Consider the following 24,488-nt stretch of genomic DNA (forward strand, 5'->3'; position numbering starts at 1 on the left):
CTGACACAAATGCTGCGATCTACCGTAGTGAGTACCCACGACACGCCCCCTCGGTTCGATGAGTGCCCAATTAAATCCTGACCGGTCCTACCTCGCAAAACCATTGGCTCTCGCAACGAGGAACGGGGAGCGGCGGCATGGACCGGGCCGTCGAGCAGCCGGGCCGCTCGACGGTCTCGCTTGAGTGACCTCTATTTTCTAGCTCGCTGGCTGCAGCGGGAGCGCCACCGCAAGGGAGTTCCACTTCCTTCTCGCTCCGCCGGTCCGCTCTCTCCTTCGGCTGGCGAGTTTGCCCGTGAGGGTGCGGGGAAGAACGCGATCGGCATCTTCTCAACGTGGTTGCAGACGGCGGTGCGCAGGTCGAGGATGACGCCCTCGCCAATGCGCGCGGAGTACCAGCGCGTGACGCGTGAGACGCCGGCGTCGGCCGCGGCGACTACGGCGATGACCACGGCGAGCTGCACAATGGTGCCGACGGCGCCCCGGACGACGATGGTGTCGACCACGCGGCGGGCGAGCACCGGCGTCGCGACAGCGAGGATCGCGCCGACACGGAGATGCCGATGAAGAGGAGCAGGCGGGCGCCGTAGGGGACCACGAACGTCACAGTGCGGCGCACGGACTCACGGGAAACGCCGTGCTTGCCGCTCTAGGCGGAGCAGATCCGGTAGAGGGAGCTCCAGGCGACGCCTTCCATGCTCATGTCTGTGGGGTCCTTGTGTGGGAGATGGGCAGGGACTGCGATGTCCATGGCGTCACTCGAGCGGCTCCCTCGAGCGGCACCCTGGCTAGGGCAACGAGATATAAATCTGAGGGGTGGTCGTCGGATGGAGTGTTACGGCCGAGGTGACGGTGCATAGCGGCCGCCACGGCAAAGTCACCGGGGAAGTAGCCCGATCGAGGCCAGACGCACCAAGTGGTGTGGCTGGGTGAGACGCGATCCACCCGCGGGCCTGACAGACAGGGCGCCGCGGACGAGTGGAGAATATGTCAACATACCCTTCACGCCTTGTTCGTTCATCTACACCAGCCTGACGCTCGAAAACAAGAAATTACCTCACGTAGTAGATAGATTTCGATGCCTGCTTGAAGCTTCTCTGGCTCTACGGACCGTCGGGTTCGGACGATCGCCCCCTCGTCAGTTGGCTACTGCGATCGCGGCCGGTGAACCCGACGACTTGTTGCACTGCTCATGGCTTTTAGGACATAGCATCTAGGGGAGAGCGAAGGCCTTTCGGTCGGGCGCCGATTACCCTCGGGAGAATTAGTGAACAGCGACACCCTCCGCGACGCCCTGGCTCGCAACCAGGTCATCATCGTCACCGGAACGGGAGTGTCGGCAGCCATCAGCGACCGAGCACCTACCGCGACCTGGGTTGGTCTACTCGACGATGGTGTGAAGCGAGTCGAGCGGATCGATTCAGATCGTGGCGCGCTCCTTCGCATGCGCCTCGACGCGTACGTAGACGCAGCTCCGGGCAAGGCGCGCATCTCCGACCTTACAAACCTCGCCACCGAGCTAAGGTAAGAATTTGCCTTGAATGATGCGCAACGATTCAACCGGTGGCTGACGAGGTCAGTCGGAGCCCTTGCACCTATCGACCACACGCTCGCGAACGCCATTGCCGCTCTTCGATCGCCGATTTTCACGACAAATTACGATACTTTGCTCGAGCAGGCTCTTGGCCGCTCCTCCGCGAGCTGGACCCAGCCCGATCAGATGCGAATTATTGCGACCGGCGGCGAGGCAATTGGTCATTTGCATGGCATCTACTCCGATGGCGATAATGTCATATTCAGCGAGCAGGACTACGCTCGTGTCATTAGCAATACTTCTGCTCAAAATCTGCAGAACTCCGCATTTACAATGAAAACTTTCCTTTTTATCGGTTTTGGTGCCGGCACTGACGACCCAAATTTTAAGTTGATGGTGGACAACTTTGATAAGTCGTTCGGCGGCACCGCGGGAGCGCATTACAGACTCTGCAAGTCGTCTGATGTTCACGCCGACTCGGACCTTGATGCCGTAGTTGATCTTGCATACGGTGATGACTTCGCAGATCTACCCAACTTCCTGGCAACCCTGGTCCCCGATCAGGATGTGCGAGCAGCAGTAGACCTGCGCACTACCTCATTCGCCGATATTCAGTCGAGGGTGCGGGATAACTCCACCTTATGGAGAGATACAGATTCCCTCGAAGATAAGAGTGTCGCGGAGCTGATTGTCGAGCCTATTTTTCTTCCAGAGCCTCACGATCAATACGCGCAGTCTTCCGTGGTAGAAAAGGAAAAGGCAAATATCGAGCCTATCGATATTATTGACTTACTTGAGGACCATCGTGTCATCTTGGTTGCGGGGGAAGAAAATTCGGGAGTGACGACCGCTCTTCTCTGGGCCGTAAACCGAATCCTAACGCAAGACGTGGGATTGCACTCAGTGATCATTGACGAGCCGATTATCGCGGGATTAAGCCCAATCTCTAAAAAACTTGATCGCTTCTATAAGGCGGCAAATATCGAGGAATGGCACGACCAGACTGGCCAGTCCGTCCTGGCGGTCGATAATCTTCGCTTTGAGAAGTCGGATAAATATAAGCGTGTCGTAAGGGAGGTCTCCTCGCTTCTGACAAAGCATACTTTGATCGGTGTGAGGCAACAGGATGCTCTCGACGTTGCGAGTAGCTTGACCGAGGCGGGCGTCTCCAAGGTCGAGATCGTATATCTCGGGCGATTCAGTAACATTGAAGCACGAGAGCTTGCTAAGCGCTTGTCTCCTGGTAGCGAGGGCAAGCTTGTTCAATCCGTTATGATCGTCATTCGCGAAAAGCGACTTCCTCGTAATCCGTTTACCATCACCTTGCTTCTCGAGCTAATCCGAAATGGATCGGCGCTAAAGGATGAGGAGTCGGAGATCGCTGTTCTAGACAAATATGTTGATTTACTGCTGGTCGGAGATTTCTTCAGGAATCTAGGACGAGACGAGCTGACGCTCAGAAATAAGCGTCTTGTCCTAGTGACTCTTGCCCGGAAGCTTGTAGAGCGAAAGGAGGATCGCGCGCCGCAGTCCGACTTCATTAGCTGGATCGAGCAGCTTTTTGCGGAGTTGAATTGGCCATACGATGCTTTAGGTTGCTTGAATGACCTCATCAAAAGGCGCGTGCTGGGAAAGGGTACTGATAACACAGTGCATTTCCAGCGTTCCGCGTATCTCGAACTTATGGCGGGTATAGCCGCTCAGGAAGATTCTTCCTTCCGTCAACTAGTGTTTGATTCGCCTCTTGAGCTTGCGTCAATCGTCCGAACTTATGCCGCGATGAGTCGGACGAGCGCTGAAGTACTGCACCTGATGGACGAGCAGTTGGATCTGATCGTGGACGATTCATTATCAGGCTCTGTATTCGCCAGTGTCCGGCAATTGCCGGCGACAGACAGGTTGTTCAGTGACGCTGCCGAGTCGCCTACACGCGGTGAGACTGAACCAATGGCGGCGCCTGCAACTCTTCAGGAAAAGCGCTACTACGATGTAACGGACGACCGTGATGTTCCCGCTTTCTTGACCGCGCGCATCGAGGACTTGACGCCGGGAAGGGTCGCGGCATTGGTGATTGATCTAGCATCGCGCGTTCTCCGCGACACTGACGAGATACGTGATCAGCGCTTGAAGGGAGATCTGCTAAAGAAGGTCCTAGTGGGATGGGTGCGTTTTCTTGACTTGTATGAAAACGACCTTCGGGTGCATCCAGAATTCGACAATGCGATTCGCTCGCTCTTCTTCAAAGAGGGAAAAGACTTCGATGAGGACGACGTAGCGAGAATGAAAGCTTCCGTCCTGAAAGTTGCGCCAAGCTACTTGACTTTTAGCGGAATAACGTACTGTCTCGCGGGCCCCAGCCTTACGCCATTGCTCGAGCAGGTTGAAATTGCGGATGAAGACCCAACTGAGTACTCGGCAATTGTGCGAACTCTGGCCCTCTATGCCTCGGGTTCGCTCGGCTGGGTCAAGTCGCTGGGTAGCCTCAGCTTGCGAGCCAAGAAGTCTTGGTTCTCGGCGTCTTTCCTATCTTCGATAGCACGGTACGCATACGTATCTGACGAACGCTTATCGGACGAGGACCGTGGGAGTATTCGGGAATTTCTGCGCGAATCGATCGATATCCGGTATAGCTTTGCTGGCGGCGTGACCGCGAAGAACAAGGCCATGAATAGCTTCGAGGACGAGTTGCGGAAAGTCCTGTTGAAAGAAAAAGTTGAAGCACCTCGTTCTATCACAGTGTTGGAGTGATTTGTCGCGGTGTTGGCCATAATGCTCTAGTGCCTCAATCGAGTATCACTTGAACGATAAGGGTCATTAGTCATCAAATACGGTTCGGCGAATGGTTCGGCTTTGTGAAGTAGTGGTTGCACTTCGGTAGCGGCCTGTCCGTCCCGTCGCGCGGTCGGCACCTAAACGGCTTACCCTGGCGCAGGCCCGCCTTATTCTTCAGCGCCGCACAACTGACGGGGACCAAGCGTGTTCGAGGTACAGCTTCGGGTCGCCCGTGCCGTCTGCCGAGATCGACCAGACGTCGGTGTCTCCCGCGGCGCTCTCGCGGGGGAGGCCGTACAGGAGGGTGTCGTCGTCGAGCCAGGCGACCTGGTCGTCGACGCTGCGCTCCTCGGGGAGGACGGTTTCGACCCCTGTCGCCAGATCCAGCACCGCGATCCGCCAGTCCGGCACCCCGTTGCCGACGTCCTTCTTGTATGCCACCCGCGTCTCGTCCGGCGACAGCGACGGGCACTCCGCCGTGTCGTGGATCGCCGTCATCGTCCGCGCCGACATGCTCCCGCGCACCAGCCACGTCCGCGACCCCGACGCCGCGGTCGCGTAGAAGGTGTCCCCGTCGTTCGCGAAGGTGACCCCCCAGAGGTTCCGGTCGGCGGCCGTCAGCGGCGCTCCGGCGACGCTCAGCGCGAAGGACTCCAGATCCCCCGGGTCCGGCACCGCCGGGTCGAGCGAGCGGATGACGGTCTGCGTGGAGAACGTGGTCGGCGCGTACGAGTGCCCGGTCACGAACGCGGTGGTGCTCAGCATCCCGTCGCCGATGCGGGCGCGGCTGGGGATGCCGGGCAGCGGCCACGTCTGCAGGGTCTCGCCGTCGGCGCCGGTCAGCACGGCCTCGAAGGTGGTCAGCACGCCCCGGTCGGTGCGCAGGCAGAGCTCCATCGACTCGGTCGCGGCCACGCGGTCGCAGGCGCGGTCGGTGAGGGTGCGCGCCGCGCCCGGGTCGGCCAGCGGCACGGAGGCGACCAGCCCGTAGCCCTGGCCGCTCGCGGTGTTGCGGAAGACGATCCGGTCGCCGTCGGCGGGGGCGTCGGTCGAGACGGCGACGGCCGAGTCGGCGGAGGCGCGCGCCTGGTACCGCGCCCAGGCGCCCGCTCCGTAGACAGCCGCGCCGCCGAGCAGGGCGACGGCGGCCACCACGGCGATGATCCAGCGCGCGCGGTCCGAGAGACGGCGGGACCCGGCCGTCATTCCTTCTTCTCCGCGAAGCGCTCGCGCAGCAGCAGCGCCGCCACGGGGAGGGCCGCCGCGAGGCCGACGGCGACGGCGATCATCGCGCCCTCCCGGCCGAGCCACAGCCACAGCGCTCCGAAGCCGACCGAGGCGAACAGCCGCGCGACCGCGACGACCGTCTGGGCCGCGGCGATCCCGCTCGCCCGGATCTCGGCGGGCACGCTCGCCCCGGCGACGGCCGCGAGCACGCCGTCGGTCGCGGCGTAGAAGGCGCCGAGCAGCAGCAGGCAGGCGATGGTCACCGCGAGCCCGGAGGCGGGCGACGCCGCGAGCACGTAGACGGCGAGCAGCAGCACATGGCCGGCGGCGAACATCCGCGCGCGGCCCCAGCGGTCGGCGAGGCGGCCGAACGGGATCGCGAGCGCGAGGTAGGCGGCGTTCGTCCCGACGTACAGCAGCGGGAACCACTGCGCCGCGAAGCCGCTGCGGCTCTGCAGCACCAGGTAGACGAAGCCGTCGCCCACCGTGAGCAGCCCGAGCAGACCGGCGGCGAGCAGGAGGCAGCGCGGGCGCCGGTCCCAGAGGCGGCGCCACGGCAGCGTCGTTCGCGCCGCGCCGCCGACGATGCGCGTCCGCACGTCCGGCACGAACAGCAGCAGCACGACCACGCCGAGCGTCGCGAAGGCGGCCGACAGCACGAATACCGTCGAGTAGCCGTCCGGCACGAGCAGCAGCACGACGAAGGCCAGGAGCGGCCCGATCGTCGCGCCGACGGTGTCGAGCATCCGGTGCACGCCGAAGGAGCGGGCGAGCGACGCCGGCTCGGACGAGGCGGAGATCATCGCGTCGCGGGGCGCGGTGCGGATGCCCTTGCCGAGGCGGTCGACGGTGACGACGGCGGTGAGCGCGGCCGGGCCGCTGCCGGCCAGCAGGCCCAGGCGCGCGAGCATCGACAGGCCGTAGCCGGCGAGGGCGACGAGCTTGGGCCGGTCGGTGCGGTCGGCGGTCCAGCCGGCGCCGATCCGGACGAACGCGCTGACGCCCTGATAGAGGCCGTCGAGGAAGCCGTACGCGAGCGTCGACATGCCGAGCGCGGCGGTGATGTAGAAGGGGAGGATCGCGGCGGTCGACTCCGAGGAGATGTCGGTGAAGAGGCTGACGATGCCGAGGGCGATGACGGCGGGGGCGATGCGCGACGGGCCGGTGCCGCGCGCCGGCTGCTCCGCGGCGCCCTCGGGCCGGTCGGACAGGGAGATGTACACGTCTAGCCGCCGCTCGGGTGCAGGACGGCGATCAGCGAGTAGCTCATCCGCGGGGTGCCGGTCGGCGTGACGGAGAGGCTGACGCTGTCCGCGCCCGCGGTGAAGACCATCGCGGCGCCGTCGGCGGGCGCGTCGACGGCGGCGGAGGTGAAGCCCTGCGCGGCCAGCGAGCGGCGGTAGCTCTCGACGATCTGCTCGGCGTCGAGAGCGACGGTCGCGGTGAGGCCCGAGCGCAGCGCGCCGCCGGCGGGCTCGACCGAGCTCGAGGCGACGACCGAGTCGGGCAGCGGGGCGACGACGGCGGAGGGGTAGCCGGCGACCAGCGCGCGGGTGGCGCTCGCGGCGGCCGGCAGCGGGAGGGAGACGAGGGCGGCGCGCGGTGTGGAGTCGGGCAGGCCGGTGTCGACGGGGGCGGGGCCGGAGACCTCGAGCGGGGCGGAGGGGTCGGCGACGGCGGCGGGGTTCGACGGGTCGGGCGGGGTGACGGTGGCGGCGGAGGTCGCGCCCGGGGTCGCGGCGGCGCCGGGGGAGGAGGTGGTGCCGGAGGAGGGTGCGCCGGGGGAGGAGCTGCCCGCGGAGCCGGTCGCGCCCGCGCTGATCGGGCTGCCGTCGCCGGGGCCGCCGGCGGTCGCGTCGAGCACGAGGGCCCCCGCGACCAGCAGCAGGGCGACCGCTCCGGCCCCCACCAGCAGGCGTCGTCGAGCGTCCAAGGGGTCTCCGAATGCGGGCGCACCGACGATCGTGGCCGGCCAGGATCCGTCCATCCGCGTCGGGTCGCGTCTCGCGGATCTTAGCTCTCGCGGGGCCCGACCGCACCTGTCGATACGGTGGGCGGATGAGATCGAGGCGGGCGGCGGTCGCGGGCGCCGTGCTGCTCGGGCTGCTGACCGGGTGCGCGACGGGGCCGACGGCTGGAGTCGACGAGCAGATCCTCGGGGCGGAGGAGCTCGGCGACGCGGCGGTGGGTGCCGCGGAGTCGCTGCACCCGGTGCTGATCGGCGCGGACCTCCGGGTGTCGGTGCGCGGCGGCAAGCCCTCGGCTCGGCACGACGACGAGCGCTGGGTGGAGCTGTTCCTCCGCCTGGTACCGCAGGGGACGGGGCCCGGGGCGAGTGGGGAGATCCAGGAGGCGATCGAGAGCGAGCTGCTCGCCGACGGCTGGGTTCCGGACGAGCTGGCGCGCGACGCCGCGGAGACCGGCGAGGGCGCCGAGCTGTGGTTCACTCGGCCGGGCGCCGAGGGCACCGCGACCTGGGACGGCGACTCCCCGGGCGACTGGCACGTCTCCGTCTGGGACCGCCTCGACTACGTGCAGATCGACATTCAGAGCCCGTTCGCGCTGACGACGGGCACGCAGTACGCCACCGCCGACAACGTGGAGGCGCGGCATCCGGAGTGGCGGAGCCCGGACGGCGTGCTGCCGTGAGGTGTGTCCCTTGCTGATCGAGTAGCCCGCATTGCGGGCGTATCGAGATCCACCGCTCTGCAGAACGTGTGGTCTCGATACGCCCCTTCGGGGCTACTCGACCAGCATGGGAGGGTGGCCGCTCGCCGGGCGGGAAGTGCATGCTGATCGAGTAGCCCGCTCCGCGGGCGTATCGAGATCCGCCGTCGGTCCGCGGTCCCGCCGTCAGGTCAGGCGCTCCGTCAGGTGGACGGCGACCTCGTCGCCGAGGTCCTTGCCGAGCTTCTTGCGGAGCTTGGCGCTGATCGAGAGCATGTGACCGCCGGCGCCGGTGGGCATCAGGCCGGCGGTGAGCGGCTCGCCGTCGACGGTCGCGACGACCTTCACGGCCTTGCCCGTGCCGAACAGCGCGGCGGAGTCCGGCACCTCCACGCACGACCAGAGGTCGCCCTTCACGGTGACGCCGATCGGCGCGGTGAAGGCGACGTCGAGCGGGCCGACGCCGTTCATGCCGGGACCGCCGCTGCTCGGCCGCGGGGCTCGGCGGCGCAGGTCTCGTCGTGGTCGGGCATCGTCGTCCTCCGGGTGTCGTCGGTGCGGCAACCCAATCACAGGAGGCGTCAGCTCGTCAGCCGGTCGATCCGCTCCGCCGAGAGCGGGCGGTCGGCGTAGAGGACGACCCGGGCCGTCGGGTCCGGGCTGTGCGCGTCGGTGCCCGCCCACGCCCGCACGAGGCCGAGGCGCTCGACGGCGCGGTGGGAGCGCCGGTTCTGCTCCACGACGACCGCGGTGATCGGCAGCTCCGGGCGGAGGAGTCGCGCCCGGCCGATGCCCGCGGTGGCGATCTCCTGCGCGTAGCCCTTGTCCCAGTGGTCCGGGTGGAGGGTGAACGCCACGTTCCACGCGGTGCCCGCGAGGAGCGAGCATCCGCCGACGCCGATCAGGCCGCCGCCGCCGCGCGGGTTCCGCTCGCGGACCACCCAGCTGCTGAGGCCGTCGCGCGCCCACTGCTCCCGCCGCCGGTCGAGCACCGCGCGGGTGTGCGCGCGGGTGGGGTGCAGGAGGAGGGGATCGCCCTCGGCCAGCCGGGGATCCGAGTAGAGGGCGAAGAGCTCGTCCAGGTCCGTCTCGGCGGGTCGGTGGAGCAGGAGCCGCTCGGTCGTCTCGACCGGGCTCGGCTCCGCGCCGTCGCGCTGATCGTCCCCGCCGTCCACCGGGCGAGCCTCTCACGGGGCGCCGCCGGGGTCGAGGAGCTCGCAGGGCGCTGCCTGCCGATCGAGGGGGCCGAGGGGCGCTGCCTGCCGGTCGAGCAGGCGGAGGGGCGCTTCCTGCCGATCGAGGAGGCCGCAGGCCCCGTCATGCTGGTCGAGTAGCCCGAAGGGCGTATCGAGACCCGGCTCCGGAGGACAGTGGATCTGCCTGGAAGAGACGCCCGCAGACATGCTGGTCGAGTAGCCCCGCAGGGGCGTATCGAGACCTGCCCACCCCAAGGACATCGGCCTCTTCCCCGCCCTGCGCTGGCGCCGAAGGCGCCCTCTCCGCTCGAGACGCCCCGTGCTCCTCTGGGGCTGCTTCATCGCGGACCCGCTCTTCGCCTCGCACGGCGTGCCGTTCCGGCTGTCCCTCTCGCCCCGCGTGCCGGTTGACCGCGGGCTCCGGACTCAGACGGCGATCCGGCCGCCGTCGACCGGGAGCACCGCGCCGTGCACGAACGAGGCGGCGTCGGTGGCGAGGAAGACGATGGCTTCGGCGACCTCGGACGCCTTGCCCGGGCGACCGGCGGGGCCGGCGGCGGCGAGCTGATCGAGCGCCTCGCCCATCGCGGCGGTGCCCTCGGTGCGGGTCGGGCCGGGGCTCACCGCGTTGACCCGGACGCCGGCCGAGCCGAACTCCGCGGCCCAGGACTTCGTGAGAAGGACGAGCGCCGCCTTGCTCGCTCCGTAGAGCGCCATCCCCGCGGCGCCGAACTCGGCGACCATGGTCGTCACGTTGACGACCGCGCCCTCGCCCCGCTCCGCCATCGCCGGCGCGAGGGCGGCGACGAGGAAGTAGGGCGCCTTCACGTTGAGGGCGAAGACGTCGTCGAAGCCCTCCTCCGTGGTCTCGGCGGTCGGCCCGAAGGGGAACACGCCGGCGCTGTTGACGAGGACGTCGACGCGCCCCGTGACCGCGGTCGCCCGGCCGGCGAGGTCGCGGGCGCTCGCCTCGTCGCGCAGGTCGGCGAGCAGGAAGTCGGCGGTGCCGCCCGCCGAGCGGATCCCCTGGACGACGGCCTCGCCGCGCTCGGCGCTGCGGCCCGAGACGAGGACGTGCAGGCCCCGCGAGGCGAGCTGCTCGGCGGCGGCGCGGCCGATGCCGCTGGTGGCGCCGGTGACGAGGGCGGTCTTCTGCTGGTCGGTCTTCTGCTGGTCGGTCATGATCATCCCTATCTGAACCGATCTGTTCGGCTACGAGATGTGACTGTACAGATCTGTTTGGTAAAGTCCAACCCATGAGCTCGACTCCGTCCCCGAAGGTCCGCCGCCGACCGGCCCGCGAGCGCGCCGTCGCGACGGCCGACCGCCTCTTCTACGAGCAGGGGATCCACGGGGTCGGCGTCGACCTGATCGCCGCCGAGGCGGGCATCTCGAAGGCGAGCCTGTACACGCACTTCCGCACCAAGGACGACCTGGTGGTCGCCTACCTCGGCGGGCGGAGCGCCGCCTGGCAGGCGCACGTGGCGACCGAGCTGCCCGGGCGCGGACGGACGGCCTCGGAGCGCCTGCTCGCCGTGTTCGACCTGCTCGGCGAGTGGTTCTCCGAGCCCGGCTATCACGGCTGCCCCTTCATCAACGCGGAGGCGGAATACGGCGAGGGCCACGTCTCGCACGCCGTGACGCTGCGCCACCGCGAGTGGGTCCGCGATCTGTTCACGGGACTCCTGCGCGACGCCGGTGTCGAGGACGCGGACGCCGCCGCCCTCGAGCTGTGCCTCCTCTACGACGGCGCGATGGCCGGCGCCCAGGCGGACCCCGCGCGCCCGTGGGCGGCGGCGGCTCGACGAGCGGCGGGGCGGCTGCTCGGGTAGAGGCCTCCTCGGCAGGGGGCGTGAAGGCTAGGGCGCGCGTCGACGCGAGCGCGCCTCGTCCTCCCGGCGGCTCAGCCAGCCGGGGCCTTCCCGTCGCAGCCGCTCGACCTCCGGGCTCGGCGACACGGGCGCGCGCCGCCGCCGCCGGACGAGACCGATCTGCTTGACGACTCCCACCACGACTCCGGTGCCGAAGAACGGCAGCCCGATCCCCGCCACCAGCCACAGCGGAGCGTGCCGGCGCCCCCCGCCGACGACCGCGGCCGGGTCCCAGCCCACGTCGGCGGCGAGCACGACGATCATCGCCACGAACACGCCGCTGAGCACCGCCAGCGTCCACGGCCGGGCGAGGAGCAGCGCCTGCGCGCGCTCCGACACCCTCCGCTTCGCCATTCCGCGAGCCTAGGCGCCGGGCCGTCGCGCCCGCGACGCCCGCGGCGGTCCGTCCGGACGCGATCGCGGCCGTGCACCCTCCGATCGCTCGCAGCGGTCGACCGCGTCGGGCGCCTCTGCTGGAGAAGCGGCTTCAGTCCCGGCTCGCTCCGTCCCGGCTCTCTCAGGGGAGCGGATCGAGGTGGAGGCTCGACGTGCCGGCCCGGTCGGCGCTCGTCCGCTCGAACTCGACGGTCCGCGCCGGGTCGATCCCGGCCGGCGTGTCGATGACGTAGCTCGCGAGGACGAAGCTCTCCCTGCAGCCGATCCCCTCCGGATCCGACTGCAGTCTCGTCTCGATGCGCAGCCGGTCGGGAGCGAGCGCCTCGAGCAGCACCGGCTCGTTCAGGCACTGCCCGCTCCCTCCGGTGGTGATCACGAACGAGCGACCGCCGTCCCGCCACTGGATCGGCAGCGCCGTCGTCGGATCCTCGATGGGCCCCCAGTACCCGTGGCGGTAGACCGCGCCGGCCGGAGAGAACGTCGGCTCGACGGCGGGCGCCGTAGCGGCGGGCGCTGCCTCGGCCCACACCTCGGCGTCGTTCGCGAGCACCCACAGCCCGACGCCGAGAGCGACGACCGACGCCCCGACGCGCAGCGCCTTCGTCTCACCGCGACGACGAGGAGGGCGTCGCGTCGGGTGCGAAGGAGGAGTCATCGATCCAGTGTCGTCCGGCGGCGGGCGGCACACCACCTCGGCCGCGATCACGCCTCCCCGCGGAGTCGTGCGCGCTGGTCGTCCTCGTGTCGCGCTCGGATCCGCCGCCAGAACGCGTCCTCCCAGGCGGCGGGGTCCTGAGAGGGATCACCTCGTCGGTAGGAGGGAGACCCCTGCTGATCGAGTAGCCCGCGCAGCGGGCGTATCGAGATCCACCGGCGTCGTGAGGACGAGTCCGCAGCCCGCCCTGCTGGGGACGGTGGGTCTCGATACGCCCCTGCGGGGCTACTCGACCAGCATGAGCAGAGGCCGCGGCATCCTCTCCCTCACCGCCGCGTCGCGAAGCGGCTTCCCCGCTCGGCGCGGTCCACCGGACGGTCGTGAGAAGGGGGCTGCTCCATGGCGGGAACCCTACGACTCCGTCCGCAGTCGCCCGAGGGCTGTCGCATTCGGGTGAGACGAAAGCGGCGCCGCGGACGTCACCGAGTGAGAGTGTTCGGAGGGCGGGGGGGGTGTGAGTGTTCCTCTCGGTCGGGGTGTGGATCGGGTCAGCTCTTCGAGCCGGTCAGCGCGAGCGTGCCGCCGAGGCCGATCATCATGACGCCGCCGGTGCCGGTGACGGTCGACATCCGTTTCGGGGACGACGCGAACCACGAGCGCGCGGTGCCCGCGGCCAGGGCCCAGACGCTGTCGCAGATCAGCGCGAGGGCCTGGAAGGTGAAGCCGAGCAGCAGCAGCTGCGCCCAGACGGGGCCGGCGGCCGGGTCCACGAACTGGGGGAGGACGGCGACGAAGAAGGCGACCGTCTTGGGGTTCGTGAGGCCGACGACGAAGCCCTGGCGCAGGAGGGTCCACGACGACGCCGGGGCGGTGGCGGCCGTGCCGGCGTGCGCGTGGCGGTGGCGGATCGCCTGCACGCCGAGCCACACCAGGTAGACGGCTCCCGCGAGCTTGAGGACGGTGAAGGCGACGACCGACGCCGCGACGACGGCGCCCACCCCGAAGGCCACGGCGAAGATGGCCGGCATGATCCCGAGCGCGTTCCCGAGCAGGCTCAGCACCCCCGCCCGGCGGCCGTAGGCGATCGACCGGCTGATCGTGAAGAGGACGCTCGGCCCGGGGACCACGATCAGGGCCACCGACGCGAGCGCGAACGCCAGGAAGTGCTCGGGGGAGATCATGCCCGAACAGTAGCGCCGCGCCGTTGCGAACGGGGATCGGCCGCGTCAGTGCTCGCCGAGGTCGTCGCCCGGCTCGACGTCCGCCAGCCGGAAGGGGCCGTCAAGGAGAGGGCCGCGGCTCCACATCGCGACGGTGGCCCAGCCGAGGTCGGAGTGGGCGACGGTTCCCTCGGGGATGCTGCGGGTGAACAGGGCGTAGCCGACGCCGTCGAGGGGGAGCGCAGTGACGTCCCACCCGTCCCGGTCGCGGGCGAGAGCCTGGGCTCGTTCCTCCGTCGCCCTCATCGCTGCGCGCGCCTCCTGCGTCGGCAGGTCGGTGGGCAGCACGTCCAGGAGCAGGCAGCCGACGGCCAGGCTCGCGGTCGCGACCGAGTCCGTCACCGTCCCGTGGACGGAGCCCCGAGGTCCCAGCCGGGTGCCGGTGCGTCGCATCGTGCGGATCGTGAAGCGGTGCTCCTGCGTTCCCCGGTCGACGGCGATCAGCACCTCGTCGAGCGGACCGTCGTCGGTGCGGCCCAGACCCGTGACCGTCCAGGGCTCCGAGATCGGCGGAAGGAGAGTCAGCATCCTGCCATCCAACTCGGCGGCCGTCGTCCTGCCAAGGCCGTGGCGCGCATCGAGGACCCGTTGTGGAGAGTGCAGGTCCGCAGGTCCCCTGTGGGGGCGTACTCCGGCTCGTGGAGTGTGCTTGGGCTCGCTGGAAATGCGCGGAACGACGTGCCGGAGGGCTAATCGCGTGCCCGAGGTGGCGGCGGGTGTGCTCCGGCTCGTGGAGTGCGCTCGGGCTCGCGGGATTCGGGCGGATCGACGTGCCGGAGGGCTAATGGCGTGCCCGAGGTGGTGGCGGGTGTGCTCCGGCTCGTGGAATGCTCTCGGGCTCGCTGGAAACGCGCGGAAGGACGTGCCGGAGGGGATTCGGCGAGCCGGAGGTGCGCCGCCGGGAGTGCTGACGGGTCAGCCCCGCTCGACCAGCGCCCGCAGTGCGTCGCGGACGAAGCGGGCGCCGGCCACTCCGCCGTAGTGCGCGGCGAAGCGCTCGTCGGCGACGTACAGCTCGCCGAGGCCGAGCAGGTACTCGTCGCTCGGCGCGCCGGACGCGTCGCGGGGCGTGCCCGGCACGTCGGCGAGCCACGCGCGCTGCCGCTCGGCGAGCGCGAGCGCCTCCTCGCCGGCCGGGTCCGCGCCGCTCGCCGCCGCGGCGGTCCAGGCGCCGGCGAGGTCCGCCTGCCGCCGGAGCCACTGCTCCCGCTCCTCCGCGGTCATCGAGCGCCACCAGCGGTCGCCGTCGGCGTAGGCCGGCGCGCCCCAGCGGCGCTCCACCTCCTCGCGGTGCTCCGCGTGGTCGAACCCGTCGAACATCTCCTCGGCCATCGGCCCGTTCCCTTCTCTCATCGCCGCGACGGTCCCGGTGACCGCGCGGATGCGGCGGTCGAGCCGCCGGCGCTCCTCCCGCAGCACGTCGAGGTGCCGCTCGAGGGCGACCGCCGGCTCGGTGTCGCGGCGCAGGATCCGCCCGATCTCGGACAGCCCGACACCGAGGTCGCGCAGCAGCAGGATCCGCTGCAGCGTCACCAGCGCGGCCGCGTCGTAGTAGCGGTACCCGTTCGCGCCCAGCCGGCTCGGCGGCAGCAGCCCCTCGGCGCCGTAGTGCCGCAGCGTCCGGCTGGTCGTGCCGGCCAGCCGCGCCACCTCGTGCGCGGACCACTCGCGCGTCGGCCCTTCGTGCTCCACCGCGGCCTCCGTTCCCGCCTCCAGGGCGGATCCCGGGGCGATGGAAGCGACGCTACGGGTTGACGCAGCGTCAGAGTCAAGCGCGTGCCGGGTCGACCGCAGCGCCCGTCCGACCACGACCCTCAGGCGCGGGGGCGGGCGTCGGCGGGCAGCGCCCGGTACTCCTGCCAGGCGGCGCGGAGCCCGGCGCGGTCGCCGTCCGGGTGCCCGGCGTGCCACGCGCGGGTGAAGCGGTTGAGCTCGAACTGCGGATCGATCGGCCGCGGCTCGCTCGATCGCGAGGCGTGCCAGAAGGCGACGGCGTCGGCGAGCGTCCCCCCACCGGCCGCGAGATGCCGGCGCATCGCGGCGTCGAAGCGGAACGACGGCCCGACCTGCTCGAGGAACCAGGCGCGGAGGTCCTGGAGGCGGGAGGCCCGCGGCCTACGGTGGAGGCGTGACCATCCGCCGTCCCCTCAGCCCGCTGTTCTGGGCCCTCGCGCAGATCGGGTCGCGGGTCCGCGTCGGAGCGCCCCGCGGTCTCCCGGAGCCGAGCACCCGACTGCCCGCCCCGACCGGCCTGCGGATCCCGACCCGGCACGGCGTCGTCCGCGCGGTGGTGCAGCGTCCCGCCGTCGACGACCCGGACGCTCCGGTCGTGCTGCAGCTGCACGGCGGCGGCTTCGTCAACCGCTACCCCGAGCAGGACCTGCACATCGCGCGGGCGATGGCCGATCGACTCGGTGCCGTCGTGGTGCTGCCGGACTACGACACCGGGCCGCGCGTGCAGTATCCGGTCGCGGAGGAGGAGGCCTGCGACATCGCCCGCTGGCTCCAGGCGGAGACCGGCGCCGGATGGTCCGGGGACCGGCTCCTGCTCGGCGGCGTCAGCGCCGGGGCGAAGCTCGCGATCAACATCTGCCAGCAGCTGCACGCGGCGTCGCTGCCGGCTCCGCTGGCCGTCGCGCTCGTCGTCCCGGTGACGGACGTGATCCGGACGGACCGGACGTCGGGCGTCCGTCGTCCGGCGATCAGCCCGTTCGTGCAGCGCTTCGTCGGCTGGGCGTACTTCCCGGACGTCCCGCGCCAGCAGGAGCCTCTCGCGTCGCCGTCCCGCGACCTCGCGCTGCCAGCGGCGATGCCGCCGACGCTCGTGCTGACCGGAGGGGACGACACGCTCGCCCCCGAGGGCGCCGAGCTCGCCGCGCGGCTCCGGAGCGGGGGCGTGCGCACGGAGCACCACGTCTTCGTCGGCTCGGACCACGATCTCCTCGCCGGGCGCGATCGGGCCGTGGTCATCGAGGCGCTCGACCGGATCACCGGCTTCTTCGCCAGGGAGCTGGGGCGTCCTCGTCCTGACGGCCTCACCGCCGGGTGAGGCCGCTGCGTCGGCGAGGCCGCCCGGTCGGCACTGCGCGGACCGGTAGCGGTGGGGTTCGGGCGGGCGCCGTCAGCCCCGCGACCGGCTCGCGTGCGCGCGGGCCTTCATCCGGTTGCCGCACGTCGCCATCGAGCACCACTTCGCGGTGCCGGGCCGGCTGTGGTCCAGGAGGAAGAGGTTGCACTCGTCGTTCGCGCACGCGCGGAGCCGCCCCGGGAACCGGGCGCTGACGCTCGACCAGGCGAGGACCGCCTCCACCGCGAGGCGATCGGCCTCGGGAGCGCTCAGCTCCCACTCGACGCCCTCAGCGGTGACGCGCGGGGTGCGCACGGCGTCGGCGATCACGCCCGAGAGCTCCGCCACCGCCGAGGGTGCGCCCGAGCGCACGACGACCTGGAGCGCGTCGCGCGCACCGCGCAGCCGCTCGAGCTCGTGCTCGGTGCCGACGCCGCCCCACCGTCGCGCGAGCTCCCGCCCGGACGCGTCACCGAGGTCGTCCGTCGGCCGGCCGTCGACCACGGGCGCGCTGTTCAGCACTGCCAGGAGCAGCTCCTCGTCCCGGTCCATCGCTCCCCGCTCTCCCGCGCCGAGTGGCTCGTCCGTCCATGCTAGCGTCCTGCTAACCATTAAATAAACTTGAAAGGGTTAGTCATGGTCACCGTCCACCACCGCACCGTCTCCGCGGGAGGGCTCGACGTCTTCTGGCGGGAGGCCGGGCCCGTCGACGCCCCCGTCCTCCTGCTGCTGCACGGCTACCCGAGCAGCTCGCACATGTTCCGTCACCTGATCCCGGCCCTCGCGGGGCGCTACCGCGTCATAGCCCCGGACCTCATCGGCTTCGGACGCTCGTCCGCGCCCTCCGTCGACGACTTCGACTACACCTTCGCGGCTCTGGCCGAGACGACCGGCCGCTTCCTCGAGACCATCGGGGTGTCCCGGTACACGATCTACGTCCAGGACTACGGCGCCCCCGTCGGCTGGCGGCTCGCCCTGGCCGACCCCGCCGCGGTCGTCGCCGTGATCTCGCAGAACGGCAACGCCTACGAGGAGGGGTTCGTCCCCGGCTTCTGGGACCCGATCTGGGCCGACGCCGCCGAGCGGACCGACGCGACGAGGGACGCCCTCAGGCCGGCTCTCGGCCGCGAGGCCGTCGAGTGGCAGTACACCCACGGAGTTCCCGACGCCAGCACCGTCGACCCGGACGCCTGGGAGCACGACCTCGCGCTCCTCGCCCGCCCCGGGCAGGACGACGTGCAGCTGGCCCTCTTCCGCGACTACGCCGCCAACCGCGAGCTGTACCCCGCCGTGCAGGCCTGGCTCCGCACGTCCCGGGTCCCGGTCCTCGCCGTCTGGGGACGGAACGACGAGATCTTCGCCGCGGCCGGCGCCCAGGCCTTCACGCGCGACGCGCCCCACGCGCAGGTCGAGCTCGTCGACGGCGGGCACTTCCTGCTCGAGTCCGATCTCGACCGCGTGGTCGGCGCTGTCACCGGCTGGCTCGAGTGAGGGAGCCGTCGCGCCTCCGCCTCCCCCTCGTGCGGGTCCGAGCCCGCCGAACGCGAGGGTCGGTTCGTACAGTGGAGGCATGAGTGTGATGAAGGAGACGGGCACCGCACGACGGACCGGACGCGGGTGGACACGGGCGTCGCTCGTGCTGGGCGTTCTCGCCGTCGTGTCGTACGCGATCGGATACCTGGCGGTGGCTCACCTGTGGCGGGGCGATCCCCTGGTGATCGGGATCGCGACGACGCTGCAGTACGTCCTCCCGCTGGCCGGCGTCGTCGTCGGTCACGTGGCGCGACGACGCGAGGGCCCTCGCCGCGAGTCGACGGTGGGGCTCGTGCTGTCCTACCTCCTGCTGGCGGTCGCGGTGGTGCCGGTCGTCATCGGGTCGTTCGGGCTGCTGGCGCGCTGAGGCGACCCTGAGCGGGAGGGGTGCCTCGGCGCCGGCGCAGGACATGAAGAGACCGACGTCCTCGGGGTGGGTGGGTCTCGATGCGCCCCTTCGGGGGTACTCGACCAGCATGTGAGCGGGCGTCTCTTCCCAGGACACCCACCCTTCCCGGTGACGCCGGGCCACCACCTGGAGTCGCGCGGTGCCGTCACCTTCGAAAGCCTCGGGGACGACACGGTCGAGCTGCTCCGCCGGCGAGGGGAGCCGTGCGGGAGCGGCTGTCGTCGCCGAAGGGCCGGTGCAGCCGTTCGGATACGATCGAGCACCGTGCCTCGCCGTTCCCCCGCCGCCCTCAGCGCGAGCATCCGCGCGGCGGGGGAGCGGCTGTTCCGGGAGCGCGGCTACTCGCGGGTCACCGTCCGCGAGATCGCGGCGGAGGCGCAGGTGGATCCCGCCGTCGTCGTCCGCCGGTTCGGGTCGAAGGAGGCGCTGTTCCTCGACGTGATGCAGGTGAGCATCCAGGACCGCCCGGAGCTGGACGTGCCGCTGCGGGACTTCGGGCGCAGCTTCGTCGCCTCCCTGCTCGCGGACGAGCGCGACACGCAGTCCGTCTTCCTCGCGCTGGTGCGCGGGGGGAGCGAGCCGGCGATCGGCGCCCGGCTGCACGCCGTGCACGAGGAGGCGTTCGTGGCTCCGCTGCGGGCCCGCATGACGGGGCCGGACGCGGACCTGCGCGCACGCCTGGCCGCGGCGCTCGTCGGCGGACTGCTGCACTCGATGTGGGTGGTCGGCGACGAGGTGCTCCTCGCCACCGACCACGAACAGATCGTCGAGCGCTACGGCGACGCGCTGCAGGGACTGCTCACTCCCGCGGACCGGTCCGGCCCGCCGGCGTCCGCCTGACTACTGCACGGACCAGCCGCCGTCGCTGGGCAGGATCGCCCCGTTGATGTTCACGCCGTCGTCGCTGAGCAGGAAGGTGATCGACGCCGCCAGCTGCTCCGCGGAGGCGACGGAGGGGATCGCGCTCTGGAACGGGGCGAGCCGGGCGCTGCCGGTCTCGGAGACGTTCGGCGGGAAGGGGATGCCGGTGGCGACGCCGCCGGGCGCGACGGCGTTCACGCGGATCCCGCTGCCCGCGTACATGAACGCGGCGCTCCTGGTGAGACCGACGACGCCGTGCTTGGAGACCGTGTAGGCGTTGCCGGACGCGTTGCCGCGCAGGCCCGCCTCGGAGGCGACGTTGACGATCGATCCGGCCGCGGCCGCGAGCATCGCGGGGAGCACGGCTCGGGAGAGCTTGAAGCCGCCAGTGAGATTGATGGCGATCACCCGGTCCCACACCGCGTCCGAGGTCTCGTGGGCGGGGGAGAAGTCGTCGTTGATCCCGGCGATGTTCGCGAGGCCGTCGATGCGCTCGCCGGCCGCCGCGACGATCGCGTCGATGTCGTCCTGCTTCGTGATGTCGCCGGCGACGGGCACGATCTCGGCGTCCGGCAGCGAGGCCGCGAACTCCTGGAGCCGCTCGGCCGAGATGTCCACGGCGACGACCCGGCCGCCTTCGCGGGCGATGCGGGAGGCGGTCGCGCGGCCGATCCCGGACGCCGCGCCGGTCACGATCACGGTCCTCCCCGCGAAGCGGCCGGCGACGACGCTCTCGCGCCAGCCCGTGCTCTCCACGGCCTCGGGCATGACGCCGCCGTTCGCCCGCAGCACCAGATCGTCGACGACGCTCTGCGGGAGCTGTCCCTGGCTCAGCGCGACCAGCTGCTGCAGCGGCAGCGAGCGCACCGGCGCCAGCTTCGCCTCGTCGAAGCCGCCGGCGGCGCCGCCGAGCACGTCGCGGATGAGTGCGGAGCCCTCGGGGTGGTTCAGCCATTCCCCGATCGAGCTCTGGGCGGTGAGTGGGGCGGTCGTGGACATGCGTCCTCCTTCAGGGTGGTCGAGCAGTGAAGTCAACTTAGTTGACTTCACGCGTCCCAGCCACCGCTCGCCCCGACCACTGCTTCGGAGGGCGCCGTGGCGACCCGGCGGCGGCGGGGGCGAATCGCACAGAAATCCGCTAAAGGTGCTACTCGAAGGCTGTTCTTAGTAGCTTTCGACGGCTCTTCCGCCGGCCGCCGTCCCCTCGTCGGACCGCGCCGGGCCCCGCCGTGGGCCCGCATCTGGTTCCATGGACGTGCGCGTGCGTCCGTCCGGTCGCACTGCTCCTCCCGTGAAAGGTCGTCGGATCCGTGGTCTCCCAGGTCGTGCTCGTGGACGATCTCACCGGTGCGCCCATCGCCGCCGGGCGAGGCGGGACGGTGTCCTTCTCCGTCGGGGACGACGCGTACGAGATCGACCTGTCCGCGGCGAACATCGGGCACCTGCACCGCGCGCTCGCGCCGTTCGTGGACGCGGCCCGGCCGCTGTCCGAGGCGCCGTCCCGCTCCCGGGTGACGTCGATCGCCGCGAGCGCCGGGCGCAAGAGCCCCGAGATGCTCGCCGCGATCCGGCACTGGGCGCGACGGCACGGCTACGAGGTCCCGCGCTCCGGCCGGGTGCCCTCGGACGTGCAGGCCGCGTACGACGCGGCGCACTGACGCGGACGCCGCGGTCGCCTTCACGGCCGCGCGGGGCCCTCTCCTGCTGATCGAGTAGCCCGCACCGCGGGCGTATCGAGATCCGCCCGTGGGAGGACCGGGCCCTCAGCGCTCGCGGCCGTCGATCTCCTGATCGCCGAGGTGGGCGCTGTAGAACTCCGACTGCTGCCGCATGAGCTCGCGCATCGACACTCCAGGGCCGACGCCGTAGACGGTCCCGACGAAGTCGAGCCCGCGCTGGATCGCCCAGATCTCGTCGTGGCGCTCCGGCGGGAGGATCGTCGCCGGCGTCCCCACCGCGACCCAGCCGATCGGGACCACGGAGCCGGGCTCGAGGTCGGTGTTCACCTGCACGACCGCGTTGATCCGGACCTCGGCTCCGGCGCCGATGCGGCTTCCGGGGAAGAGCGACGCACCCGTGGCGATGAACGCCTCGTCCTCGACGGTGCTGCCGTTCACGTGCGCGTGCGGGCCGATCATGACGGCCGCCCGATGCTCACCGGGTGGCCCGCCCGGGCGCGGATCAGAGCGTTCTCCATCACGATCGTGTCCTCGCCGACGACGATCTCGCCGTCCTCCGCCGAGAGCACCGCTCCGTGGAGGACGCGAGCGCCCGGCCCGAGGCGGACGGCGCCGACGATCACGGCGGTCGACGCGACGGACGCGGTCGGATGGATCACGGGCTCGCGGTCCCGATGGCTGGTGAGCATGCGGTCGCTCCTCGTCTCGCCGAGCGCCACCCGCTCGGCCCGCTCACGACGGTATCCCCGCCCGGGCGCCTTCCGGTCCTCGGCGGACGGTGCCGCGGGGCGTTCGTCGCGCGCACCCCCGTGTCAGGTGTACCGTCGTCGCATCTGAGGTAAAAGGCAGGCCGTGCCGGTCTGCACGCGCACGCGGGATCGAGAGATCCGCCACTTCTTCCCTGTGAAGGAGTGCGCCCATGGTGCTCGACACCCCTCGATCCGCCCCGCGAGACACGGCTCCCCGCCGCTTGCGCGACGCCTGGATCGCCCTCGCCGGCCTCTCGGCCGTCTTCCTGTTCGAGATGCTCGACAACTCGGTCCTGAACGTCGCCCTGCCGACGCTCGGTCGCGAGCTGCACGCGTCGACCGCGGGCCTGCAGTGGGTGACCGGCGCCTACTCGGTCGCGTTCGGCGGCCTCATGCTCCTCTTCGGCGCGATCGCCGACCGCTTCGGACGCCGCAGGGTGATGCTCGCCGGCCTGGTGCTGCTCGCCGCCGCGAGCCTGGCGACCGCGGCCGTGACGACGACGGAGCAGCTCATCGCGGTCCGGGCCGTGATGGGCGTCGCGGCGGCGATGACGACGCCCGGATCGATGGCGCTCGCGTTCCGCTTGTTCGGCACCGACGACCTCCGGGTCCGGGCGCTGACCGTCGTCTCGACCGCCGGGCTCGTCGGTCTCGCGGTCGGCCCCACCGCCGGTGGTCTCGTGCTGGCGGTCGCGCCGTGGCAGGTGCTCCTGCTCGCGAACGTGCCGATCGCGGTGCTCGCGCTGATCGGCATCCGCCTGGGCGTGCCCGCCGATGCCCCGGGCGACCTCCACCGCGACCCGATCGACGTGGTCGGAGCGCTGCTGGGCACAGTGACGATCGCCGCCGCCCTCGTCGCGCCGACGCTGTTCGTCGGCACCGGATCCACGGGCACCGACGGCGCCGGGACCGGGACCGGACCGTGGGCGCCGTGGGCGGCTGTGGCGACGGCGGTCCTCGCGGGAGCCGGCTTCGTGCTCCGCCAGCGCAGCGCCCGGCATCCGCTGCTGGACCTGCGCCTCGTGGCCCTGCCGCTCGTCTCCAGCGGACTGGCGTTCAAGGCCGCGACCGGTCTCGCCGTCGGCGGGCTCTCCTACCTGGTCACAATCCAGCTGCAGCTCGCCTGGGGCTGGAGCCCGGCCGCCGCGGCGCTCGGCCTGCTCCCGCAGGTCGTCGTCCTCCTCGCCGGCGGTCGCTTCGTCGGCCCCTTCGTCACGCGGGTCGGCTTCGAGCGCGCCGCCGCGCTGAGCGCCGGCGCCGTGGTCGCCGGGCTCGCCGTGTTCGGGCTGCTCGGGCGCCTCGGCTACGGCTGGGTGCTGATCGCCCTCGTGCTCGTCGCGGCGGGGATGCGCGTGGTCGGCGTCGTCGCCGGGACGAACGTGCTCCGGGGGCTCCCGGCCGAGCGCACCTCCGTCGGCGCGGCCCTCGTGGACACCGCGAGCGAGCTCGCGACCGCGGTCGGCATCGCCGCCGGCGGCACGATCCTCAGCGCGCTCGTCGCCGGCAGCATCACGAGCGCCCGGGCGACGGCGGCCGGGGCCGAGCAGCTCTCCGGCGCGGTCGGCGTCGCCGGGCTCGTCATGGCCGGCCTCGCTGCGGCGCTCGTCGCCCTCGGTGTCCTCCGGGCGCGCACCTCGCCCTCGGAGCAGTGACGTCGATGCCGAGCACGACGCCGGCCGGCACTCCCCGTGGAGCGCCGGCCGGCGTCGGTGCCGTTCCTGACCGGTCGGGTCAGCGCTGGACGAGCGGGATCGCGATGTCGGTGACGTCCGCGCCGATCGTGCCGAGGCGGGTGGCCGTGCCGTTGAGCACGCCCACCTCGTAGAGCGAGCCGTTCACCGCGGCCAGGCCGATCGAGCCGATCGAGCCGCCGTTGCGGAGGACGGAGTAGATGTCGAAGCCGGTGACACCGGCGGCGTCGACGCCGAGCTTCCCGGTCGGCGCCAGCGTGCCGGCGTTGGCGGGGGACTGGATCGCGATCTGGTCGAGCGCCGTGTCGAGGACGAAGAGGGTCGTCGCCGTGTTCGGGTCGAGATCGTTGTTCGTGTACGCGGCTCCGTTGACGCCGGTGGCGACGGCGGGCGCGGCGTAGCTGAGCGCGCCGTCGGCCACGGTCGCGGCACCCGGAGTGGCGAACGGCTGGCGGAGGTTCTGGCCGGTGTCGCTGATCACGCGGAGGGCGTTGGCGGCCGGGTTGAAGTCGACGCCGAAGGCGGTGCCGCTCAGCGCCACGGTCAGGCGGGTGACCGGGGTGGCCACGCCGGTGGTCGCGTCGATGGAGTAGACGCCGGCGCTCGCCGCGGTGTTCCCGACGCCGTAGAGCTTGCCGTCCTGGACGCGGTAGTCGATGCCGACGAGCGCGGTGTCGCCGCCGGTCAGACCGGTGACGGCGACGCTGCCGGAGACCGTGCCGGGCTTGAGGGGGTTGAACTGCACGAGCGTCGTGCCCTCGTCGGCGAGACCGACGACGCGCAGCTTGGCGGCCACCGAGCGGGCGGCGCTGACCAGAGCGCTGCTGGCATCGCTGGTCGCGGCGGCGGGAGCGACAGTGCTCGCGCCGGCCAGCACGGGGGCGACGGCCATCACGCTCGCGACGGCGACAGCGGTGATGCCGACTTTCAAGGTCCTGCTCATCATGAACTCCTCGAGACT

28 protein-coding genes are annotated in these 24,488 nt (G+C 70.7%); 10 read left to right on the forward strand and 18 right to left on the reverse strand.

Annotated elements, in window-relative coordinates; all coding sequences use genetic code 11:
• Nucleotides 1-191 precede the first annotated feature (191 nt).
• Entirely contained in the window at nt 192-506 is a 315-nt protein-coding gene (locus tag C1I64_RS20640) for a hypothetical protein (RefSeq protein ID WP_244209513.1), read from the reverse strand.
• A 761-nt stretch (nt 507-1,267) separates the two neighbouring features.
• Here C1I64_RS20640 and C1I64_RS16885 point away from each other — a divergent pair.
• Both C1I64_RS16885 and C1I64_RS16890 read left to right on the forward strand, forming a co-directional pair.
• Nucleotides 1,268-1,528: a hypothetical protein gene (locus C1I64_RS16885; protein WP_127888004.1), complete on the forward strand. Its 261-nt coding sequence runs from the start codon at nt 1,268-1,270 to the stop codon at nt 1,526-1,528.
• A 9-nt stretch (nt 1,529-1,537) separates the two neighbouring features.
• A complete protein-coding gene (locus C1I64_RS16890; RefSeq protein WP_127888005.1) occupies nt 1,538-4,282 on the forward strand; it encodes an SIR2 family NAD-dependent protein deacylase in 2,745 nt (914 codons plus the stop codon).
• 198 nt (nt 4,283-4,480) lie between these two features.
• On the opposite strand, the gene C1I64_RS16895 is transcribed toward C1I64_RS16890, so the two are convergent.
• From C1I64_RS16895 to C1I64_RS16905, 3 genes are read right to left on the reverse strand one after another with little or no spacing between them, the layout of a single operon-like run.
• Nucleotides 4,481-5,512 (reverse strand): TolB-like translocation protein, encoded by a 1,032-nt coding sequence (locus tag C1I64_RS16895; RefSeq protein WP_127888006.1) that lies wholly within the window; start codon nt 5,510-5,512, stop codon nt 4,481-4,483.
• On the reverse strand, nt 5,509-6,756 hold the full coding sequence (locus C1I64_RS16900) for an MFS transporter (RefSeq protein WP_127888007.1): 1,248 nt from the start codon (nt 6,754-6,756) through the stop codon (nt 5,509-5,511). Before C1I64_RS16900 ends, C1I64_RS16895 begins: the two co-directional genes overlap by 4 nt.
• Before the next feature lie 2 nt (nt 6,757-6,758).
• The gene (locus C1I64_RS16905; RefSeq protein WP_127888008.1) at nt 6,759-7,466 is read right to left on the reverse strand and encodes a hypothetical protein; all 708 of its coding nucleotides are present in this window, start codon (nt 7,464-7,466) and stop codon (nt 6,759-6,761) included.
• A 125-nt stretch (nt 7,467-7,591) separates the two neighbouring features.
• Here C1I64_RS16905 and C1I64_RS16910 point away from each other — a divergent pair, with 125 nt between their 5' ends.
• Nucleotides 7,592-8,182: a hypothetical protein gene (locus C1I64_RS16910; RefSeq protein ID WP_127888009.1), complete on the forward strand. Its 591-nt coding sequence runs from the start codon at nt 7,592-7,594 to the stop codon at nt 8,180-8,182.
• 204 nt (nt 8,183-8,386) lie between these two features.
• Here C1I64_RS16910 and C1I64_RS16915 read toward each other — a convergent pair whose 3' ends face one another.
• From C1I64_RS16915 to C1I64_RS16925, 3 genes are all read right to left on the reverse strand, one after another.
• Nucleotides 8,387-8,671 carry a DUF1905 domain-containing protein gene (locus C1I64_RS16915; protein WP_127888010.1) on the reverse strand — a complete coding sequence of 95 codons (285 nt, stop codon included), beginning with the start codon at nt 8,669-8,671 and terminating at the stop codon, nt 8,387-8,389.
• A 110-nt stretch (nt 8,672-8,781) separates the two neighbouring features.
• Entirely contained in the window at nt 8,782-9,375 is a 594-nt protein-coding gene (locus C1I64_RS16920) for a GNAT family N-acetyltransferase (protein WP_127888011.1), read from the reverse strand.
• A 447-nt stretch (nt 9,376-9,822) separates the two neighbouring features.
• Nucleotides 9,823-10,578, reverse strand: a complete 756-nt coding sequence (locus C1I64_RS16925; RefSeq protein ID WP_127888012.1) for an SDR family NAD(P)-dependent oxidoreductase — start codon at nt 10,576-10,578, stop codon at nt 9,823-9,825.
• 74 nt (nt 10,579-10,652) lie between these two features.
• On the opposite strand from C1I64_RS16925, the gene C1I64_RS16930 reads away from it, so the two are divergent.
• Nucleotides 10,653-11,228 carry a TetR/AcrR family transcriptional regulator gene (locus C1I64_RS16930; protein WP_127888013.1) on the forward strand — a complete coding sequence of 192 codons (576 nt, stop codon included), beginning with the start codon at nt 10,653-10,655 and terminating at the stop codon, nt 11,226-11,228.
• A 27-nt stretch (nt 11,229-11,255) separates the two neighbouring features.
• Here the strand turns inward: C1I64_RS16930 and C1I64_RS16935 are convergent, their stop codons facing one another.
• The 6 genes from C1I64_RS16935 to C1I64_RS16960 all read right to left on the reverse strand — a co-directional run bounded on the left by C1I64_RS16935 (nt 11,256) and on the right by C1I64_RS16960 (nt 15,574).
• Entirely contained in the window at nt 11,256-11,621 is a 366-nt protein-coding gene (locus C1I64_RS16935; protein WP_127888014.1) for a hypothetical protein, read from the reverse strand.
• 163 nt (nt 11,622-11,784) lie between these two features.
• Complete coding sequence (locus C1I64_RS16940) at nt 11,785-12,318, reverse strand: hypothetical protein (protein WP_127888015.1); 534 nt, start codon at nt 12,316-12,318, stop codon at nt 11,785-11,787.
• Between the two features lie 548 nt (nt 12,319-12,866).
• Nucleotides 12,867-13,499: a LysE family translocator gene (locus C1I64_RS16945; RefSeq protein WP_127888016.1), complete on the reverse strand. Its 633-nt coding sequence runs from the start codon at nt 13,497-13,499 to the stop codon at nt 12,867-12,869.
• 45 nt (nt 13,500-13,544) lie between these two features.
• Nucleotides 13,545-14,066 (reverse strand): hypothetical protein, encoded by a 522-nt coding sequence (locus C1I64_RS16950; RefSeq protein WP_127888017.1) that lies wholly within the window; start codon nt 14,064-14,066, stop codon nt 13,545-13,547.
• 387 nt (nt 14,067-14,453) lie between these two features.
• Entirely contained in the window at nt 14,454-15,230 is a 777-nt protein-coding gene (locus C1I64_RS16955; RefSeq protein ID WP_127888018.1) for a MerR family transcriptional regulator, read from the reverse strand.
• Nucleotides 15,231-15,352: 122 nt separating this feature from the next.
• On the reverse strand, nt 15,353-15,574 hold the full coding sequence (locus tag C1I64_RS16960; RefSeq protein WP_127888019.1) for a hypothetical protein: 222 nt from the start codon (nt 15,572-15,574) through the stop codon (nt 15,353-15,355).
• A gap of 92 nt (nt 15,575-15,666) precedes the next feature.
• Here C1I64_RS16960 and C1I64_RS16965 point away from each other — a divergent pair, with 92 nt between their 5' ends.
• Nucleotides 15,667-16,587, forward strand: a complete 921-nt coding sequence (locus C1I64_RS16965; protein WP_127888020.1) for an alpha/beta hydrolase — start codon at nt 15,667-15,669, stop codon at nt 16,585-16,587.
• Between the two features lie 72 nt (nt 16,588-16,659).
• On the opposite strand, the gene C1I64_RS16970 is transcribed toward C1I64_RS16965, so the two are convergent.
• Complete coding sequence (locus C1I64_RS16970; protein WP_127888021.1) at nt 16,660-17,157, reverse strand: CGNR zinc finger domain-containing protein; 498 nt, start codon at nt 17,155-17,157, stop codon at nt 16,660-16,662.
• An 84-nt stretch (nt 17,158-17,241) separates the two neighbouring features.
• Here C1I64_RS16970 and C1I64_RS16975 point away from each other — a divergent pair, with 84 nt between their 5' ends.
• The 3 genes from C1I64_RS16975 (at nt 17,242) to C1I64_RS16985 (ending at nt 19,387) form a co-directional block, all read left to right on the forward strand.
• Complete coding sequence (locus tag C1I64_RS16975; protein ID WP_127888022.1) at nt 17,242-18,096, forward strand: alpha/beta fold hydrolase; 855 nt, start codon at nt 17,242-17,244, stop codon at nt 18,094-18,096.
• Nucleotides 18,097-18,175: 79 nt separating this feature from the next.
• A complete protein-coding gene (locus tag C1I64_RS16980; protein WP_127888023.1) occupies nt 18,176-18,505 on the forward strand; it encodes a hypothetical protein in 330 nt (109 codons plus the stop codon).
• A 306-nt stretch (nt 18,506-18,811) separates the two neighbouring features.
• The gene (locus C1I64_RS16985; RefSeq protein ID WP_127888024.1) at nt 18,812-19,387 is read left to right on the forward strand and encodes a TetR/AcrR family transcriptional regulator; all 576 of its coding nucleotides are present in this window, start codon (nt 18,812-18,814) and stop codon (nt 19,385-19,387) included.
• Here the strand turns inward: C1I64_RS16985 and C1I64_RS16990 are convergent, their stop codons facing one another.
• Nucleotides 19,388-20,407: an SDR family NAD(P)-dependent oxidoreductase gene (locus C1I64_RS16990; protein WP_127888025.1), complete on the reverse strand. Its 1,020-nt coding sequence runs from the start codon at nt 20,405-20,407 to the stop codon at nt 19,388-19,390. It abuts the gene before it with no gap.
• A 311-nt stretch (nt 20,408-20,718) separates the two neighbouring features.
• Between C1I64_RS16990 and C1I64_RS16995 the strand changes: the two genes are divergently transcribed.
• A complete protein-coding gene (locus C1I64_RS16995; protein ID WP_127888026.1) occupies nt 20,719-21,066 on the forward strand; it encodes a histone-like nucleoid-structuring protein Lsr2 in 348 nt (115 codons plus the stop codon).
• Between the two features lie 105 nt (nt 21,067-21,171).
• Here C1I64_RS16995 and C1I64_RS20645 read toward each other — a convergent pair whose 3' ends face one another.
• A complete protein-coding gene (locus C1I64_RS20645; protein WP_244209514.1) occupies nt 21,172-21,546 on the reverse strand; it encodes a hypothetical protein in 375 nt (124 codons plus the stop codon).
• Entirely contained in the window at nt 21,543-21,776 is a 234-nt protein-coding gene (locus tag C1I64_RS20650; RefSeq protein WP_244209515.1) for a hypothetical protein, read from the reverse strand. The genes C1I64_RS20645 and C1I64_RS20650 overlap by 4 nt, the downstream gene beginning before the upstream one ends.
• A 230-nt stretch (nt 21,777-22,006) precedes the next feature.
• On the opposite strand from C1I64_RS20650, the gene C1I64_RS17005 reads away from it, so the two are divergent.
• A complete protein-coding gene (locus C1I64_RS17005; RefSeq protein ID WP_127888027.1) occupies nt 22,007-23,488 on the forward strand; it encodes an MFS transporter in 1,482 nt (493 codons plus the stop codon).
• Nucleotides 23,489-23,567: 79 nt separating this feature from the next.
• On the opposite strand, the gene C1I64_RS17010 is transcribed toward C1I64_RS17005, so the two are convergent.
• Nucleotides 23,568-24,470 carry a DUF4394 domain-containing protein gene (locus C1I64_RS17010; RefSeq protein WP_208645153.1) on the reverse strand — a complete coding sequence of 301 codons (903 nt, stop codon included), beginning with the start codon at nt 24,468-24,470 and terminating at the stop codon, nt 23,568-23,570.
• Between the last annotated feature and the right edge of the window lie 18 nt (nt 24,471-24,488).

It is taken from the genome of Rathayibacter festucae DSM 15932 (genome assembly GCF_004011135.1).
GTDB lineage: Bacteria > Actinomycetota > Actinomycetes > Actinomycetales > Microbacteriaceae > Rathayibacter > Rathayibacter festucae.

Coding starts and splice junctions, on each gene's coding strand:
- C1I64_RS16895 (WP_127888006.1), bottom strand. CDS start 5,512: ATGACGGCCGGGTCCCGCCGTCTCTCGGACCGCGCGCGCTGGATCATC.
- C1I64_RS16910 (WP_127888009.1), top strand. CDS start 7,592: ATGAGATCGAGGCGGGCGGCGGTCGCGGGCGCCGTGCTGCTCGGGCTG.
- C1I64_RS16915 (WP_127888010.1), bottom strand. CDS start 8,671: ATGAACGGCGTCGGCCCGCTCGACGTCGCCTTCACCGCGCCGATCGGC.
- C1I64_RS16925 (WP_127888012.1), bottom strand. CDS start 10,578: ATGACCGACCAGCAGAAGACCGACCAGCAGAAGACCGCCCTCGTCACC.
- C1I64_RS16930 (WP_127888013.1), top strand. CDS start 10,653: ATGAGCTCGACTCCGTCCCCGAAGGTCCGCCGCCGACCGGCCCGCGAG.
- C1I64_RS16935 (WP_127888014.1), bottom strand. CDS start 11,621: ATGGCGAAGCGGAGGGTGTCGGAGCGCGCGCAGGCGCTGCTCCTCGCC.
- C1I64_RS16940 (WP_127888015.1), bottom strand. CDS start 12,318: ATGACTCCTCCTTCGCACCCGACGCGACGCCCTCCTCGTCGTCGCGGT.
- C1I64_RS16945 (WP_127888016.1), bottom strand. CDS start 13,499: ATGATCTCCCCCGAGCACTTCCTGGCGTTCGCGCTCGCGTCGGTGGCC.
- C1I64_RS16950 (WP_127888017.1), bottom strand. CDS start 14,066: ATGCTGACTCTCCTTCCGCCGATCTCGGAGCCCTGGACGGTCACGGGT.
- C1I64_RS16960 (WP_127888019.1), bottom strand. CDS start 15,574: ATGCGCCGGCATCTCGCGGCCGGTGGGGGGACGCTCGCCGACGCCGTC.
- C1I64_RS16970 (WP_127888021.1), bottom strand. CDS start 17,157: ATGGACCGGGACGAGGAGCTGCTCCTGGCAGTGCTGAACAGCGCGCCC.
- C1I64_RS16975 (WP_127888022.1), top strand. CDS start 17,242: ATGGTCACCGTCCACCACCGCACCGTCTCCGCGGGAGGGCTCGACGTC.
- C1I64_RS16980 (WP_127888023.1), top strand. CDS start 18,176: ATGAGTGTGATGAAGGAGACGGGCACCGCACGACGGACCGGACGCGGG.
- C1I64_RS16990 (WP_127888025.1), bottom strand. CDS start 20,407: ATGTCCACGACCGCCCCACTCACCGCCCAGAGCTCGATCGGGGAATGG.
- C1I64_RS20645 (WP_244209514.1), bottom strand. CDS start 21,546: ATGATCGGCCCGCACGCGCACGTGAACGGCAGCACCGTCGAGGACGAG.
- C1I64_RS20650 (WP_244209515.1), bottom strand. CDS start 21,776: ATGCTCACCAGCCATCGGGACCGCGAGCCCGTGATCCATCCGACCGCG.
- C1I64_RS17005 (WP_127888027.1), top strand. CDS start 22,007: ATGGTGCTCGACACCCCTCGATCCGCCCCGCGAGACACGGCTCCCCGC.
- C1I64_RS17010 (WP_208645153.1), bottom strand. CDS start 24,470: ATGAGCAGGACCTTGAAAGTCGGCATCACCGCTGTCGCCGTCGCGAGC.